At 72.4% G+C, this 15,528-nt stretch carries 11 protein-coding genes; 7 read left to right on the top strand and 4 right to left on the bottom strand.

The window, feature by feature from the left end; genetic code table 11:
- Positions 1–89: 89 nt before the first annotated feature.
- From ACYVJE_RS14000 to ACYVJE_RS13990, 3 genes are all read right to left on the bottom strand, one after another.
- Complete coding sequence (locus ACYVJE_RS14000) at positions 90–656, bottom strand: GNAT family N-acetyltransferase (protein ID WP_459155805.1); 567 nt, start codon at positions 654–656, stop codon at positions 90–92.
- A gap of 154 nt (positions 657–810) precedes the next feature.
- Positions 811–2,124, bottom strand: coding sequence for a nickel pincer cofactor-dependent isomerase, group 22 (locus tag ACYVJE_RS13995; protein ID WP_461144791.1), 1,314 nt, complete (start codon positions 2,122–2,124; stop codon positions 811–813).
- Positions 2,125–2,214: 90 nt separating this feature from the next.
- Positions 2,215–3,180, bottom strand: coding sequence for a siderophore-interacting protein (locus ACYVJE_RS13990; protein ID WP_459155803.1), 966 nt, complete (start codon positions 3,178–3,180; stop codon positions 2,215–2,217).
- A 67-nt stretch (positions 3,181–3,247) separates the two neighbouring features.
- Between ACYVJE_RS13990 and ACYVJE_RS13985 the strand changes: the two genes are divergently transcribed.
- The 5 genes from ACYVJE_RS13985 to ACYVJE_RS13965 all read left to right on the top strand — a co-directional run bounded on the left by ACYVJE_RS13985 (position 3,248) and on the right by ACYVJE_RS13965 (position 8,804).
- Positions 3,248–4,243 carry an ABC transporter substrate-binding protein gene (locus tag ACYVJE_RS13985; RefSeq protein WP_461144790.1) on the top strand — a complete coding sequence of 332 codons (996 nt, stop codon included), beginning with the start codon at positions 3,248–3,250 and terminating at the stop codon, positions 4,241–4,243.
- A 153-nt stretch (positions 4,244–4,396) separates the two neighbouring features.
- Entirely contained in the window at positions 4,397–5,239 is an 843-nt protein-coding gene (locus ACYVJE_RS13980; RefSeq protein WP_461144789.1) for a nitrilase-related carbon-nitrogen hydrolase, read from the top strand.
- Positions 5,240–5,306: 67 nt separating this feature from the next.
- Positions 5,307–6,713, top strand: a complete 1,407-nt coding sequence (hydA, locus tag ACYVJE_RS13975; RefSeq protein WP_461144788.1) for a dihydropyrimidinase — start codon at positions 5,307–5,309, stop codon at positions 6,711–6,713.
- 109 nt (positions 6,714–6,822) lie between these two features.
- Positions 6,823–7,833, top strand: a complete 1,011-nt coding sequence (locus tag ACYVJE_RS13970) for a TIGR03842 family LLM class F420-dependent oxidoreductase (protein WP_461144787.1) — start codon at positions 6,823–6,825, stop codon at positions 7,831–7,833.
- 398 nt (positions 7,834–8,231) lie between these two features.
- Entirely contained in the window at positions 8,232–8,804 is a 573-nt protein-coding gene (locus ACYVJE_RS13965) for a class I SAM-dependent methyltransferase (RefSeq protein ID WP_459159997.1), read from the top strand.
- A gap of 88 nt (positions 8,805–8,892) precedes the next feature.
- Here ACYVJE_RS13965 and acnA read toward each other — a convergent pair whose 3' ends face one another.
- Positions 8,893–11,706: an aconitate hydratase AcnA gene (acnA, locus tag ACYVJE_RS13960; RefSeq protein ID WP_461144786.1), complete on the bottom strand. Its 2,814-nt coding sequence runs from the start codon at positions 11,704–11,706 to the stop codon at positions 8,893–8,895.
- A 323-nt stretch (positions 11,707–12,029) separates the two neighbouring features.
- Between acnA and ACYVJE_RS13955 the strand changes: the two genes are divergently transcribed.
- Entirely contained in the window at positions 12,030–12,740 is a 711-nt protein-coding gene (locus ACYVJE_RS13955) for a TetR/AcrR family transcriptional regulator (protein WP_461144785.1), read from the top strand.
- A 96-nt stretch (positions 12,741–12,836) separates the two neighbouring features.
- Positions 12,837–15,335 (top strand): PEP/pyruvate-binding domain-containing protein, encoded by a 2,499-nt coding sequence (locus tag ACYVJE_RS13950; RefSeq protein WP_461144784.1) that lies wholly within the window; start codon positions 12,837–12,839, stop codon positions 15,333–15,335.
- The last annotated feature ends 193 nt before the right edge of the window (positions 15,336–15,528 follow it).

The raw sequence follows: 15,528 nt of genomic DNA, 5'->3' as shown, positions 1-15,528 counted from the left end.
GCCGTCCACCGCGGCGAGCATGGCAGCCGCGCGCGGGCTCGGCAGGAGTCGGAGAACGCGTGGGGCACGCGTGGGTGTCCCCGACCGGGTCAGTCCTCGTCGCCGGTGCCGGAGCGCTGCTCGGGCAGGTCGCTGGCGCGGATGCGGTAGACCTGCAGCGTCGTGCCGTAGTACTTCGTCGTCTCCCCGACCCAGTCCATCCCGATGCGCCGCGCGGTGGCGATCGCGCGGGTGTTCTCCGGCAGGCTCAGCGCGAACACCTCGTCGATGTCGAAGGTGAACGCCCAGGCGAGCAGCGCGCGGGCGGCCTCGGTGGCGTAGCCGTGCCCCCACGACTCCGGCCGCAGCTTCCACACCAGTTCGACCTCGTGGTCGTGCGGCGGCAGCATCCGCAGCACGAGCCCGCCGACGACGGTGCCGTCGTCGCGGCGCTGCATCGCCCAACGGCCCGTCGGCGGGATGTGGTTGGGCTGCGCCTCGGTCCAGGCCTGCAGCATGGCGCGCGCCGCGGCGAGGTCGGCCACGCTGGGCGCCGGCGGGGTGAGCCACTCGGTGACCTCGGGCCGCTCGTAGAGCGCGAGCACGGCCTGGGCGTCGCTGTCGTCGGTCGTCCAGTCGCGGATGCTCAGGCGGTCGGTCTCCAGTGGAGGCCACATCGGCGGATGCCTCCTTCAACGCGGTCGCGGGACGCTGCTGGATCGCGGGCGGTCGCCGGAAAACCGGGGAACGTCCACTCTACGGCAGACGCGTCGGTGCAGGGCACCCCGCGAACACGAGGTCGTTCCCGGCCGCGCTGGCGCGGTGCGGCCGTCACGCCTCAGGGCGGGGAGCGCAACCCGGGTGGGGGAGGGGTGGCAGGTGCCCCGAACGGTCGAACTCCCACGGGCGCGGTTCGCCGCGCGCGAGGAGGTCGGGGTGCGCGGCCACCTCCTCGGCCAGCCCCTCGGAGACCTCGATCCGCGGCAGCGCCAACGTGTTGCGGATGCGCGCGATCTTCGGCGCGCGACCGGTGTCGCCGCAGCTGTGCAGCGCGGCGGTGATCGCGGTGCGGTCGTCCCGCAGCGCCATCGGGATCCGCGCCGGGGCGAGCACGCCCGAGGTCAGCGAGTTCGTGTAGAACGCGCCGAAGTCGATCTGGTCGACGCAGCGCTGCGTGGTCACATCCGCCATGCCCAGCCCGCACGCGTTGCCGCTGGTGTGCTCGGTCAGCCCCAGAACCGCGATCCGGGTGATCGGTGGTGCCGCGAACCCCGGGGAGGGAACGGGAACGCGCCCGGTGATGTTCGGATCCATGCCCGCCCCGCTGATGTCCTTGCCGATCTCGTCGACGACGAGCACGTCGATCTCCGACAGCAGCAGGCGCGGCAGCAGGCGCTTGGCCTCGGCGAGCAGTTCCGCCTCCCGCTCGAGCATGCCCGCGGCCTCGACGAGTTCCACCCGGGCCGGTTGCTCGTAGGCGTTCTCGACCAGCGCGATGCCGAACGACACCGGCAGCGCGTCGAGGACGGCGCGGGCGGTGCGGGGGACGAGCTCGTGGAACGCGCCGAAGCCGTGCCGGTGCAGCGTGCTCGCCCCGAGGTGCTTGCCGAACCCGATCGCGAGCATCTTGCCCAGTCCGCTCTCCACCTCGCCCTTGAAGTCGGTGTGCGGTTTGACGCGGTTGACGGGGACGATCCCGTCGGCCTCGGCGGCGTGCGCGTCGAAGTGCACCGGGGTGCCGTCGTCCAGCTCGGCCACCACGCGGGTGTCCATCGCGGCCACCACCGGTGCACCGATCGCCTCCTCGGTGATGCCGTACTCGGCGAGCACGGCGCGCTGCCCCTCCGCGGTGGCCCCGCCGTGGCTGCCCATCGCAGGAACGACGAACGGTTTCGCCCCCTGCTCGGCCAGCGCTGCGACCACGGCGGCGACGACCCGGTCGATCTGCGCGATGCCCCGGCTGCCGCCGCCGACGGCGATGCGCTTGCCGGACAGGTCGTGCCGCGCGGCGTGCTCGCGCACCTGCCGGTGCACCCGCCCGTCGAGATCGGTGACCGCCTCGCCGGCGAACCGCTGCTCCACCGGCACCATGCGGGGCAGCTCCTCGGGAACTCCGGCCAGACGCACGTGGTCGACGTCGAACATGCGGCCCTCCTCCTCGCGCGGCCCCTCGGCGAGGAGATCGTGGCACGCGCCGCCGCCCCGCGGAAGTCCTCGGCGCGGCGGGTCCCCGCGTCAAAGCGAACGACCGGCGCGCCAGTAGCCCATGAACGCCACGGCTGACTTGGGCACGGCGCAGTCGCGCACGAGCATCCGGCGCAGGCGCTTGATCACACCGGCCTCGCCGGCGAGCCAGCCGTAGAACACGCCCTGCCCCCGCTCCGGGGCCTCCCAGAGCAGCGACCCGTCGACGTCGACCTCCGGGGGCTCGGCGGGCACCCCGCTCTCGCGGCAGCCGTGGGGGAGGAGCTCCTCCAGCGCCGCCGCCACCCCGCTCTCGAGCAGGGAGCCGTGCGGCGCGGCGGCGTGCTCGCGGCAGAACCACCGCAGCTCGACGCCGGGCGGTGCTGCCAGCGCGAGCCGGTCCTCGCCGTGCGGCACCTCCAGGCAGGCGATGCCGGTGGCCCCGGCGGGCAGCGACTCGAGGATCGCGGAGATCGCGGGCACGGCGGTCTCGTCGCCGGCGAGCAGGAACGGCCCGCCCTCGGTGCCGGGGGACCAGGCGCAGCCCCAGGCTTGCCCCCGTCCGGGCCGGTCCGGGCCGACCAGGCCGATGCGCTCGCCCGGCCGGGCCCGCGCCGCCCACGCGGCGGCCGGGCCGCTGCCGGCGCTCGCATCGCCGTGCAGCACGAAGTCCACATCGACCTCGGTGCCGAGCTCGGTTCGCCGGTGGGCCCGCACGGTGTAGGTGCGCAGGACCGGTCGGGTCTCCTCGGGCATGGCCGACCACGTGCTGTACCAGTCCGCACCGGTGTCCATGTCCCGCACGTCGCGCCCCGCGCGCGGCAGGACCACCTTGATCCGCTGGTCGCAGCCGGCCGGACCGAAGGTCTCCAGGTCCGGTCCGCGGAAGGTGATGCGCACGAATCCGGGGCTGAGGCGGTGCACGCGCGCGACGACGACCTCGAAGACCCGGTAGCTCGGTTTCTCCGTCGAGGGCGGAGTGCGATCCACCGGTGTCAACGTGGACGTCGTCGTCATGCAGGACCTCCCTCTCACCTGTTCAGCCGCCAAGTTAGCCTAACCTAACAGCATAGGGGAGGTTCATGTGCGTCGCATTACAGCAATCGGCGCGGCGCTGTCCGCGGCGGTGGCGCTGGGCGTCACCGCCTGCGGGAGCACCGCGCGGGAGGACCGCGGGCAGGGGTGGTCGTTCCGGGACGACCGGGGCGTCGTGGTCACCGCGGAGGACGAGCCCGAGCGCGTCGTGGCGCAGACGGCGGCAGCGGGTGCGTTGAAGGACTTCGGCGTGCCGGTGGTCGGCACGTTCGGGCCGCTCGTGCGCGACGACGGCAGCACCGAACCGGAAGCCGGCAGCATCGACCCCGACGAGGTCACCGACGTCACCGGCGCCGGCTACGGCGAGGTCAACACCGAACGGCTCGCCGCGCTCGACCCGGACGTCGTCGTCAGCGGCAAGTACCCGGGCTATCCCGGCCTGTGGCACCTCAACGAGGACCAGGAGCGCCAGATCAACCGCTTCGCGCCCACCATCGGCGTGCAGCAGGCCGGACTGCAGCTGCCCGAGGGCATCGCCAACTACGAGCGCACCGCGGAGGCGCTCGGCGCCGACGTGGAGTCCCCGCGGGTGCAACGGGACGAAGCCGCGTTCCACCGCGCCGCCGAACGGCTGCGCGGCATCGGCCAGCGCCTGCGGGAGCAGGGGCGGACGATCCTCGCCATCGGCGGCAACCGGGAGAACTTCTACGCCGTCAACCCGCCCGCGCACCCGGACCTGGCCTACTACGCCGAGCAGCTCGGCCTGCCGCTGCGGGTTCCGGACTCGCCGGACGGTCCCGACGGCTACTTCGAATCGATGTCGTGGGAGAACGCCGGGCGGTACCCCGCCGACATCCTCATGTGGGACACGCGGTCGGAGTCGCTCACCCCGGAGGAGATGCGGCGCAAGCCCGTGTTCGCCCAGCGGGAGGAGGTCCGGGCCGGCAGCCTCGTGGAGTGGGACGCGGTCGCACCGATGAGCTACGCCAGCTACGCGGGGATCATGAACGAGCTCGCCGACCAGCTCGAAGCGCAGCTGACCTGACCCGGACTGCTCCGATCGCCTGAATTCGGGCGTTCCCGCGGGGAAGATCGCGGCACGCGCGGGGCGGATCCGTGGCGCGCGGGCTCCGCGGCGGATACCTTCGAAGGAATCCGCCGCGGAGCCCCGCTTTTCGCCGCCGAGAGGGTGTTGCCGATGTCCCCGGTCGTCCGTGCCGCGCTCGTCCAAGCGAAGTGGACCGGCGATGCCGCCGCCGCGCTCGACCAGCACGAGCAGCACGCGCGGCGCGCCGCCGCCGGCGGGGCGCGCGTCATCGGCTTCCAGGAGATGTTCAACGCGCCGTACTTCTGCCAGGTGGAGGAACCAGAGCACTACCGGTGGGCCGAAGCCGTCCCCGACGGGCCGACCGTGCGCCGCATGTCGGCGCTGGCCGCGGAGCTCGGGCTGGTGATGGTGCTGCCCGTCTTCGAGACCGACGGGCCCGGGTTCTTCTACAACACCGCCGCCGTGATCGACGCCGACGGCAGCTACCTCGGCAAGTACCGCAAGCACCACCTGCCGCAGCTGCCCGGGTTCTGGGAGAAGTACTACTTCCGCCCCGGCAACCTCGGCTGGCCCGTGTTCGACACCGCAGCGGGACGCATCGGCGTGTACATCTGCTACGACCGGCACTTCCCGGAGGGCTGGCGCGCCCTCGGCCTCGCCGGCGCGCACCTCGTCTACAACCCCTCGGCCACGAGCCGCGGGCTGTCCTCCCACCTGTGGGAGCTCGAGCAGCCGGCCGCCGCGGTCGCCAACGAGTACTTCGTCGCCGCGATCAACCGGGTCGGGGTGGAGGAGTACGGCGACAACGACTTCTACGGCTCGAGCTACTTCGCCGACCCGCACGGGCGGTTCGTCGGCGAAACCGCCAGCGGCACCGAGGAGGAGCTGCTCGTCCGCGACCTCGACTTCGGCCTCATCGACGAGGTGCGGCGGACCTGGGCGTTCTACCGGGACCGCCGGCCCGATGCCTACGGACCGCTGACGACCCCCTGAACCGGCACGCATCCCGCGGGCAACGGGACCGTCCGGGCCCGCGGGCGAGACGTCGAGGAGCGCACCGATGCCGCGGACACTCATCCGCTCCGGACTGGTCATCACGGCCGCCGAGGAGGTCGCCGCCGACGTCCTCGTCGAGGACGAGCGCGTCGTCGCCCTGGTCGCGCCGGACTCGGAGCCGGCCGCCGCGTGGGCGGAGAGCGCCGACGAGGTGATCGACGCGACCGACCGCTACGTGATCCCCGGCGGGGTGGACGCGCACACGCACATGGAGATGCCGTTCGGCGGGACGCAGGCCTCCGACACGTTCGCAACGGGCACGCGCGCCGCGGCCTGCGGAGGGACCACGACGATCGTCGACTTCGCCATCCAACCGCGCGGCAGCAGCCCGCGCGCCGGCCTGGAGGCCTGGCACGCCAAGGCCGACGACGAGTGCGCGGTCGACTACGGGTTCCACATGATCCTGTCCGATGTGGACGACGCCGCGCTGCGCGAGATGGACGCGCTCGTCGCCGAGGGCGTGACGAGCTTCAAGCTGTTCATGGCCTACCCGGGCGTGTTCTACAGCGACGACGGGCAGGTCCTGCGCACCCTGCAGCGCGCCGCCGACAACGGGGCGCTGACCATGATGCACGCCGAGAACGGCATCGCCATCGACGTGCTCGCCCAGCAGGCGCTCGCCGACGGGCGCACCGACCCCAAGCACCACGGGCAGGTGCGGCACCCGCTGCTGGAGTCCGAGGCCACGCACCGCGCCATCCAGCTGTCCAGAGTGGCGGGCGCGCCGCTGTACGTCGTGCACGTCTCCGCGACCGAGGCGGTCGCGGAGATCAGCCGCGCGCACCGGGACGGCACACCGGTCTTCGCCGAGACCTGCCCGCAGTACCTGTTCCTGACCGTCGACGAGCTGGACCGGCCCGACTTCGAGGGCGCCAAGTACGTCTGCTCCACGCCGCTGCGCCCGGAAGAGCACCAGCAGTCCCTGTGGCAGGCCCTGCGCAGCGACGACCTGTCGGTGGTCTCCACCGACCACTGCCCGTTCTGCTTCCGCGAGCAGAAGGAGCTCGGCCGCGGCGACTTCACCAGGATCCCCAACGGCATCCCCGGCGTGGAGAACCGGATCGACCTGCTGCACCACGCCGTGGTGCAGCAGCGGATCGGGCGGCGCCGCTGGGTCGAGCTGGCCAGCACGAGCCCCGCGCGGATGTTCGGGCTGTACCCGCGGAAGGGCACCATCGCCCCCGGCAGCGATGCCGACCTCGTGGTCTACGACCCCGCGGCCGAGCACACCCTGTCGGTGCGCGACCAGTGGATGAACGTCGACTACAACGCCTACGAGGGCACCACCGTCACCGGGGCCGTGGACGCGGTGCTCTCCCGCGGCGAGGTCGTCTACCGCCACGGCGACTACCGCGGGAAACCCGGCCGCGGGCGCTTCCTGCCGCGCTCGCTGTGCCAGTACCTCGGCTGAACCGCCGGACCAACCCGCCGCGGCAGCGGGCCGCGCGCAGCACCGACCGCCGAACCGGCCGGTGCACCGGGGCGGGGAGCGAGGAGCACGTCGCAGAGGGGAGTTTCTCGTGGATTTCGGGATCGTGCTGCAGACCGACCCGCCCGCCTGGACGGTGGTCGACCGGATGCGCCGCGCCGAGCAGCAGGGCTTCAGCCACGGGTGGACGTTCGACTCGTGCGTCCTCTGGCAGGAACCGTTCGTCATCCACAGCCAGGTCCTGGCCGCCACCCGGGACCTGCGCGTGGGCACGATGGTGACCAATCCCGTCACCCGCGACTGGACCGTCACCGCCTCGACGTTCGCCACGCTCAACGAGATGTTCGGACCCCGCGCGGTCTGCGGCATCGGCCGCGGCGACTCGGCCGTGCGCGTCACCGGCGGGCAGCCGACGACCCTGGGCTCGCTCGAGCACGCCATGCAGGTGATCAAGGACCTCGCCGAGGGGCGCGAGGTCGTGCTCAACGGCGCACCGACCCGGCTGCCGTGGGTGGCGGCGGGGGAGCTGCCGGTGTGGATGGGCGCCTACGGGCCGAAGGCCCTCGAGCTGGTCGGCCGCCGCGCCGACGGGCTGATCCTGCAGCTGGCCGACCCGTACCTGGTGGAGTGGATGGTGCGGCACGTCCGCAGCGCCGCCCAGGAGGCGGGTCGCGACCCGGACGCGGTGACGGTGTGCGTGGTGGCCCCGGCCTACGTCGGGGACGACCTCGCCCACGCGCGGGAGCAGTGCCGCTGGTTCGGCGGCATGGTCGGCAACCACGTGGCCGACCTGGTGGCGCGCTACGGCCAGGAGTCGCAGGCGGTGCCGCGCGAGCTCACCGACTACGTCCGCGACCGGCAGGGCTACGACTACGCCCACCACGGGCGGGCCGGCAACCGCAGCGCGGACTTCGTGCCCGACGACGTCGTCGACCGGTTCTGCCTGCTCGGACCGGCCGGGGCCCACCGGGACAAGATCGCCGAGCTGCGCGAGCTCGGCGTCGACCACGTGGCGATCTACGCCATGCACGACGCCGTCGACGACACCGCCCGCGCCTACGGGGAGGAGGTCATCCCGGAGGTGGGCTCCGCCTCCCCATGAGTCCCCGCGGCGCACCGGGGCGCACGCCCCCCGGTGCGCACGCCCCGCGCACGCGGACGGCCGCCGCCTCGCGCCGCGGCAGCGCGGGCGCGCAGGTGGTGCCGCCCGGGAGGGGCACACCGCAGGGCCCTCGTCCTCTCTCCCGACGGGGGACCACCGGCACCGGGCGGCACCACCGCGGGCCACGGTGCCCGCGCCCCGCCCGGCCGCACAGAGGAAAAAGTCCCGGGTGCTCCCGGCGGCGCGGGCGGGTGCTCCCGGCGGCACCGCCCTCGGCCGGTTCCGCTGCGGGGTAGGCTGGCGCCGACTGCCCCCGACGGAGGAAGTGCTTCGTGCCGACGCGCTCCGAACGCCCCCGCCCTGTGCTGGCCGAGTACGGCACCTTCGCGCGCCGCGCCCTGCGGGAACCGGGCCTGGTCGGCGCGGTCGCGCCCAGCTCGCCCGAGCTCGCCCGGCACATGGCCGCCGTCGTTCCGCGCGCGCCGTTGCCCGGCGAGGACCGCGCACCGGTCGTGGTCGAGATCGGCCCCGGCACGGGTGCGCTGAGCTCGGCCGTCGCCGAACGCCTGCCCGACGGCGCGCGGCACGTCGCCGTCGAGGTCGACGCGGGCATGGTGCAGCACCTGCGCTCCCGGCGCCCCGAGCTGGAAGTGGTGCACGGGGACGCGGCCGAGCTGCGGTCCCTGCTGGCCGGCCTCGGCATCGGCACCGTCGACGCCGTCGTCAGCGGGCTGCCGTGGTCGATCTTCTCCGCGCAGCTGCAGCGCGCCGTCCTCGGCCAGGTCACCGAGGTGCTCGCGCCGGCGGGCGGGTTCACGACCTTCGGCTACGTGCACGCCCTGGGGCTGGCCCCCGCGCGGCGGTTCCGGTCGCAGCTCGACGGGTTCTTCGACGAGGTCGTCACCAGCCGCACCGTGTGGCGCAACCTGCCGCCGGCGCGCATCTACTTCTGCCGGCGCCCGCTGGCGTAGGGGGCCGCGGGCTCCCCGGCCCGGACATGAGAGGGCGCCCTCCCGGGTGGGGAGGGCGCCCCGAGGTTCCGAGGGAGAGATCGTCCCCTCAGGAACGGACCATGTTCCGCAGCACGTACTGCAGGATGCCGCCGTTGCGGTAGTAGTCGGCCTCACCGGGGGTGTCGATGCGGACGTCCGCGTCGAACTCGACGGTGCTGCCGTCCGCCTTGCGCGCCGTCACGTGGACGGTGCCCGGCGTGGAGCCGGCGTTCAGCTCGGTGATCCCGGCGATGTCGTAGGTCTCGGTGCCGTCCAGCCCCAGCGAGTGCGCGGACTCGCCGGCCGGGAACTGCAGCGGCGCCACGCCCATGCCGATGAGGTTGGAGCGGTGGATGCGCTCGAACGACTCGGCGATGACCGCCTGCACACCGAGCAGCTTGGTGCCCTTGGCCGCCCAGTCGCGCGAGGAGCCGGAGCCGTACTCCTTGCCCGCCAGCACCACCAGCGGCGTGCCCTGCGCCGCGTAGTTCTGCGCCGCGTCGTAGATCGTCGACTGCGGGCCGCCCTCCTGCGTGAAGTCGCGGGTGTAACCGCCCTGCACGTCCTCGAGCAGCAGGTTGCGCAGCCGGATGTTGGCGAACGTGCCGCGGATCATGACCTCGTGGTTGCCGCGGCGGGAGCCGTAGGAGTTGAAGTCCTTGCGCTCGATGCCGTTCTCGGTGAGGTACTTGCCCGCCGGCGAGTCCGGCTTGATGGCACCGGCCGGGGAGATGTGGTCGGTGGTGACCGAGTCGCCCAGCAGCGCCAGCACGCGCGCACCGCCGATGTCGCCGACCGGCTCCGGCTCCTGGCCCATGCCCTCGAAGTACGGGGGCTTGCGCACGTAGGTGGAGTCCGGGTCCCACTCGAAGGTCTCGCCCTCCGGGGTGGGCAGGGAGCGCCAGCGGTCGTCACCGGTGAACACGTCGGAGTAGTCGCGGGTGAACATCTCCTGCGTGATCGCCGAGTCCATGACCTCCTGGATCTCCTGCGGCGACGGCCAGATGTCGGCCAGGTGCACCGGGTTGCCCTCGGTGTCGGTGCCCAGCGGGTCGTTGGCGAAGTCGAAGTCCATGGTCCCGGCCAGCGCGTAGGCGATCACCAGCGGCGGCGAGGCCAGGTAGTTCATCTTCACGTCCGGGTTGATCCGGCCCTCGAAGTTGCGGTTGCCGGACAGCACCGAGGTGACCGCCAGGTCCTTGTCCTGCACGGCCTTGGAGATCTCCGGAGGCAGCGGGCCGGAGTTGCCGATGCAGGTGGTGCACCCGTAGCCGACGAGGTGGAAGCCCAGCTTCTCCAGGTACGGCCACAGCCCGGCGCGCTCGTAGTAGTTGGTGACCACCTGCGAACCGGGGGCCATCGAGGTCTTCACCCACGGCTTGCGGGTCAGGCCCTTGTCCACGGCGTTGCGGGCCAGCAGGGCGGCGCCGAGCATCACCGAGGGGTTGGAGGTGTTGGTGCAGGAGGTGATCGAGGCGATCACCACGGCACCGTGGTCGAGCTCGAAGTCGCCGAGCTCGTCCGACCGCACCGGCACCGGGTTGGAGGTGCGGCCCTTGGCGCCGTTGGCGGCGGAGGCGACGTCCGGCACCGCGTGCGTGCTCACGGAGGGGGCGTCGCTGGCGGGGAAGGACTCCTCACCGGCCTCGTCCAGGGCGGCCTCGTCGGTGGTGGTCGGCTTGACGTAGTCGGTCAGCGAGCCGCGGAACGAGGGCTTGGCCTCGGACAGCGCGATGCGGTCCTGCGGCCGCTTCGGACCGGCGATCGAGGGCACGACCTCGGACAGGTCGAGCTCGAGGTACTCGGAGTACACCGGCTCGTTGTCCGGGTCGTGCCACAGGCCCTGCTCCTTGGCGTAGGTCTCGACCAGCTGCACCTGCTCCTCGGAGCGGCCGGTGAGCTTGAGGTAGCGGATCGTTTCCTCGTCGATCGGGAAGATCGCGCAGGTGGAGCCGAACTCGGGGCTCATGTTGCCGATCGTGGCCCGGTTGGCCAGCGGCACCGAGGCCACACCGGACCCGTAGAACTCGACGAACTTGCCGACGGCGCCGTGCTTGCGGAGCATCTCGGTGATGGTCAGCACCACGTCGGTGGCGGTGGCCCCCGGCGGGATCTCGCCGGTGAGCTTGAAGCCGACGACGTTCGGGATGAGCATCGACACGGGCTGGCCGAGCATGGCCGCCTCGGCCTCGATGCCGCCGACGCCCCAGCCGAGCACGCCGAGGCCGTTGACCATCGTGGTGTGCGAGTCGGTGCCCACGCACGTGTCCGGGTAGGCCTGGCCGTTGCGCGCCATGATGCTGCGCGCCAGGTACTCGAGGTTGACCTGGTGGACGATGCCGGTACCGGGCGGGACGACCTTGAACTCGTCGAAGGCGTTCTGGCCCCAGCGCAGGAACTGGTAGCGCTCCTTGTTGCGGCCGTACTCGAACTCGACGTTGCGCTCGAACGCGTCCGGCTTGCCGAACACGTCGATGACCACCGAGTGGTCGATGACCAGTTCCGCCGGGGCGAGCGGGTTGACCTTGGACGCGTCGCCGCCGAGCTCGGCGACGGCTTCGCGCATGGTGGCCAGGTCGACCACGCACGGCACACCGGTGAAGTCCTGCATGATCACGCGGCCGGGCGTGAACTGGATCTCGGTGGAGGGGGCGGCCTTCGGGTCCCAGTTGGCCAGCGCGCGCACGTGCTCGGCGGTGATGTTCTCACCGTCCTCGGTGCGCAGGAGGTTCTCCAGGAGGATCTTCAGGCTGTAGGGAAGGCGCTGCGCGCCGTCGACCGCGTTGAGCCGGAACACCTCGTAGGAGTCGTTGCCGACCCGCATCGTGTCGCGGGCGCCGAAGCTGTTCTTGCTCACTGGTGCTGTCACGTTGAACTCCATCTCGCGACGGGAGCACGTTCGGGAACGATGCTGAGTCTCGCGCACGAGGGTCGGCGGCGCGCGAGGACCCGTCTGCCCGTGCCGGTTCTGTCTCGCCCGTAACAGTACGCGTGTCCTGTATTCGGCCTCAAGGCAGGGTCCGCGAAGCCGCGCGCCCCCTTCCGCCACCGGAAAAACCCGGAGAATTTCGGTCGGCTGCGCCCTCGGCCGCCGTGCTGCGCAGTTGCTCGGGAACGTCTTGCCTGCCGGGCGGGGGACTCGTACTGTGACCGCATGACCAAAATCGCTCTTTTGGTCATGCGGTCAGGGATGTGGAGGCTCGGATGGCGGAACGGGTCACCGAACGGGCGGACCGCATCCTGGACGCAGCCGCGGAACTGCTGGCCAGGTGGGGTTATCGCAAGGTGACTGTCGACGAGGTCGCCCGCCGCGCCGGTGTGGGCAAGGGCACCGTGTACCTGCACTGGCGCAGTCGGGACGACCTGCTGTTCGCGGTGCTGCTCCGCGAGGGCGCAGCGACGTTCGACGAGCTGGTGCGGGGCATGCGCGCCGACCCGGCCGAGGTGGCGCTGCACCGCTACGTGCGCACCATCTTCCTGCACGCGATGCGCCGGCCACTGCTCGCCGCGATCTACACCCGCGATGCCGAGGTGCTGGGCCGGCTGGTCGCCACCGAGGGCTCCCGCGAGGTCGTGCACAGCAAGATCGCGCTGTCCACGGAGTACCTCGCCCTGCTCGCCGAGCACGGCCTGCTGCGCGCGGACCTGCCGGTGGAGCGGATCGCCTACGGCATCGGGTCCGCCGTGCTGGGCCACCTGAGCATCGAGCCCATGCTGCCACCGGAATTGGCCCTGCCCGTCGAGACGAAGGCCGACCTGCTCGCGGAGGTGATCCGCAGTTCCTTCGAACCGCCCGGCAATCCGACCGGGCGCACGTTCGCCGAAGTGGCACCGAAGATCATCGGCATCGTCGCGCAACTGCGCGACACCTACCGCGAGCACGTCTACCGCGCGACGACGGACGGGGAGACGTGACCGGCGTGACCACGCCCACCACCTTCGAAGGCCTGCCTCGGACCTCGACGACGAGTGCTCGCCGTTCCGGGGGAAGAGCGAAATGGGAGGCGACGAATGACGAGCGCGGAGACCGGCGACGACGCCGTTGTCGATCTGCACGAGGTGCGCCGCGACATGGGCGGCCTCGTCGGGGGCAAGGCCGCGAACCTGGGAGAGATGGCCGCGGCGGGCGAGCGGGTGCCGCCCGGATTCTGCGTCACCACCGCCGCGTACGCCGCCGGGGAGATACCGGCAGAGGCCATCACCTCCGCGTACGAGCGGATGGGCGGTGGGCCGGTGGCCGTGCGCTCCAGCGCCACCGCGGAGGACCTGCCCGGCGCCAGCTTCGCGGGGCAGCAGGACACGTACCTGAACGTCGAGGGGATCGCGGATCTCGTCGATGCGGTCCGCCGTTGCTGGGACTCGCTCGACAACGAACGCGCGGTCGCCTACCGGAGCGCCAACGCCCTCGACCGCGCCGACGTGGGCATGGCCGTCGTCGTCCAGCGCATGGTCGACGCCGACACCGCCGGCGTCCTCTTCACCGCTGATCCGGTCACCGGTACGCGCACCCGCACCGTGGTGGACGCCGTCCGCGGGCTGGGCACCGCCGTCGTGGACGGCTCCGCGGATCCCGACCACTACGCCCTCGACGAGGGCGCCGAGCCGGACGACACCGCGGGCTGCCTCACCGCCGCGCAACTCACCGAGCTACGTGCCGCAGGGCACCGGCTCCAGGGCCTCTTCGACGCGCCCCAGGACGTCGAGTGGGCCCACGATGCCGACGGCCTCTGGCTCCTGCAATCCCGCCCCATCACCACGCTCTTCCCGCTGCCCCCGCAAAACCTGCCGAACCAGCCGCGCCTGTACCTGGAAGTGGGTCACTTGCAGGGCATGCTGCGGCCGTTCACCCCCATGGGCATGACGATGATGCAGCAGGTGTGGAGCCGCTGGTGCGGGGCGGTCGGAATCACCGTCGACCCGCACGACCCCGACAGCCTCATGGTCGACATCGGACGCCACCTCTACGTCGACATCAGCTCCTTCGTTCGCAGCAAGCCGATGCGCCGGAAACTCGCCGATGGGCTGGGGGTGTACGGGCCGCGCGTCCAAGAGGCCGTGACGCGGATGCTGCGCGACCCGCGCTTCGCACCACGCCCCGGCCTGCCGTTCTCCCTCCGCACCGCGCTCTCCCTCGCGGTCTCCCAGCTCCCCGGTGCCCTGGCCGGCATCGGGCTGTCCCTGGCCCGGCCCGCCGCGGGCCGCGCCAAGGCCCTTCGGGCCGCGGAGAGCCTGCGCCACCTGAAGGGGCCCGGAGACGGCGCGACGGCCCGCGAGCGGTTGGACTGGGTCACCGGCAGCGCTTTCGACACCATGCTCAGCAAGGCGCTCGTGGAGGTGATCGGTCCGGTCTTCGCCGGAATCCTCACCGGCACCGCCCCGGAGTCCCTGCTCAGGGGCATCGCGTCGAAGCAGGAGACCGACATCGTGCTGGGGGGAATGCCGCACAACGTCACCACGGAGATGGACCTGGCCCTGTGGCGGATCGCCGAACGCGCCCGGCCGCACGGCACGCTGTTCACCGACACCTCCCCGGACGAGCTGACCGAGCGCTACCGACGCGGGGAACTGCCCGACGTCGGCATCGACGCCTTCCTCGACGACTACGGGCACCGCACCGCCGCCGAAGTCGACATCGGCGTCCCGCGCTGGCGGGAGGACCCGGCGCCGGTGTTCGGCGCCGTCGCCAACTACCTGCGCCTGCAGGACCCCCAGCAGGCACCGGAGCGCCGGTTCGAACAAGCCGCCGCGGCAGCGGAGGCCAAGCTCGCGGAGCTCAGCGCGCGAGCCGTGCGCGTCCGCCCGATCCGGGGCCGGATCGCGGCGTTCCTCATGCGCCGGTCGCGGTCGCTGACCGGGATGCGGGAGTACGCGAAGTTCACCTGGCTGATCCCCTACGCGGAGATGCGCCGCCAGCTCGTGCTCGCCGGGGAGGAGCTCGCCGCTGCTGGCGTGCTGGACGCTGCCGAGGACATCATGTTCCTCGAGCTGGACGAGGCTCGTGCGGCCGTCCGCGACCGCGCGGAACGCCGGGAGCTGGTGGCCGAGCGGCGCCGCGTCCACGACCGCGAAGTACGCCGCCGCAGCGTCCCGGGAGCGCTGCTGACCGACGGCACCGACGTCGAGGCGACCATACCCACCGCCGCGCCCGAGGACGGGTTCGGCGGCATGCCGGCCGCTCCGGGGCGAGCCGAAGGTCGGGCCCGGGTCGTCGTCGACCCGGTCGGAGCCCACGTGGAACCAGGCGAGATCCTCGTCGCTCCCACCACCGACCCCGGCTGGACGCCGTTGTTCATGACGGCGGCCGGACTGGTCAGCGACACCGGCTCGCCGATCGCGCACGGCCCCACGGTCGCCCGCGAGTACGGAATTCCCGCGGTGATCTGCGTCCGCGACGCGACCACCGCTATCCGCACCGGTGATCTCCTGCGCGTCGACGGCGCAGCCGGAACCGTCGCATTCGTCCACGGTCCCGACGCCCAACTCGACACCCCGCGCGACGCCGGGGCCTGAACCCTCGCGCTGCGCGCCGGGGCGAGCGCGTCTCATCGGGGCGAGCTGTCAGGGAACGACACGCCTCCTGGTCGTAGCGACCGGAGAACCGGGTCCGCTCGGTCGTTCAGGCCGCGGCGCGGGTCGCCCGCGAGTAGGCGGTTTTGACCAAGTGGACGATGAGTCCTTCCAGCAGGGCCGTGGCGACACCGGC

The organism is Salinifilum aidingensis (assembly GCF_054782015.1).
The sequence above is the reverse complement of the archived record's forward strand: the minus strand, read 5'-3'. Positions and strand labels throughout refer to the sequence as shown.

What these genes read in the sequence shown, in the direction of transcription:
- ACYVJE_RS14000 (WP_459155805.1), bottom strand. Translation starts at nt 656, where the DNA reads ATGTGGCCTCCACTGGAGACCGACCGCCTGAGCATCCGCGACTGGACG.
- ACYVJE_RS13995 (WP_461144791.1), bottom strand. Translation starts at nt 2,124, where the DNA reads ATGTTCGACGTCGACCACGTGCGTCTGGCCGGAGTTCCCGAGGAGCTG.
- ACYVJE_RS13990 (WP_459155803.1), bottom strand. Translation starts at nt 3,180, where the DNA reads ATGACGACGACGTCCACGTTGACACCGGTGGATCGCACTCCGCCCTCG.
- ACYVJE_RS13980 (WP_461144789.1), top strand. Translation starts at nt 4,397, where the DNA reads ATGTCCCCGGTCGTCCGTGCCGCGCTCGTCCAAGCGAAGTGGACCGGC.
- hydA (WP_461144788.1), top strand. Translation starts at nt 5,307, where the DNA reads ATGCCGCGGACACTCATCCGCTCCGGACTGGTCATCACGGCCGCCGAG.
- acnA (WP_461144786.1), bottom strand. Translation starts at nt 11,706, where the DNA reads ATGGAGTTCAACGTGACAGCACCAGTGAGCAAGAACAGCTTCGGCGCC.
- ACYVJE_RS13955 (WP_461144785.1), top strand. Translation starts at nt 12,030, where the DNA reads ATGGCGGAACGGGTCACCGAACGGGCGGACCGCATCCTGGACGCAGCC.
- ACYVJE_RS13950 (WP_461144784.1), top strand. Translation starts at nt 12,837, where the DNA reads ATGACGAGCGCGGAGACCGGCGACGACGCCGTTGTCGATCTGCACGAG.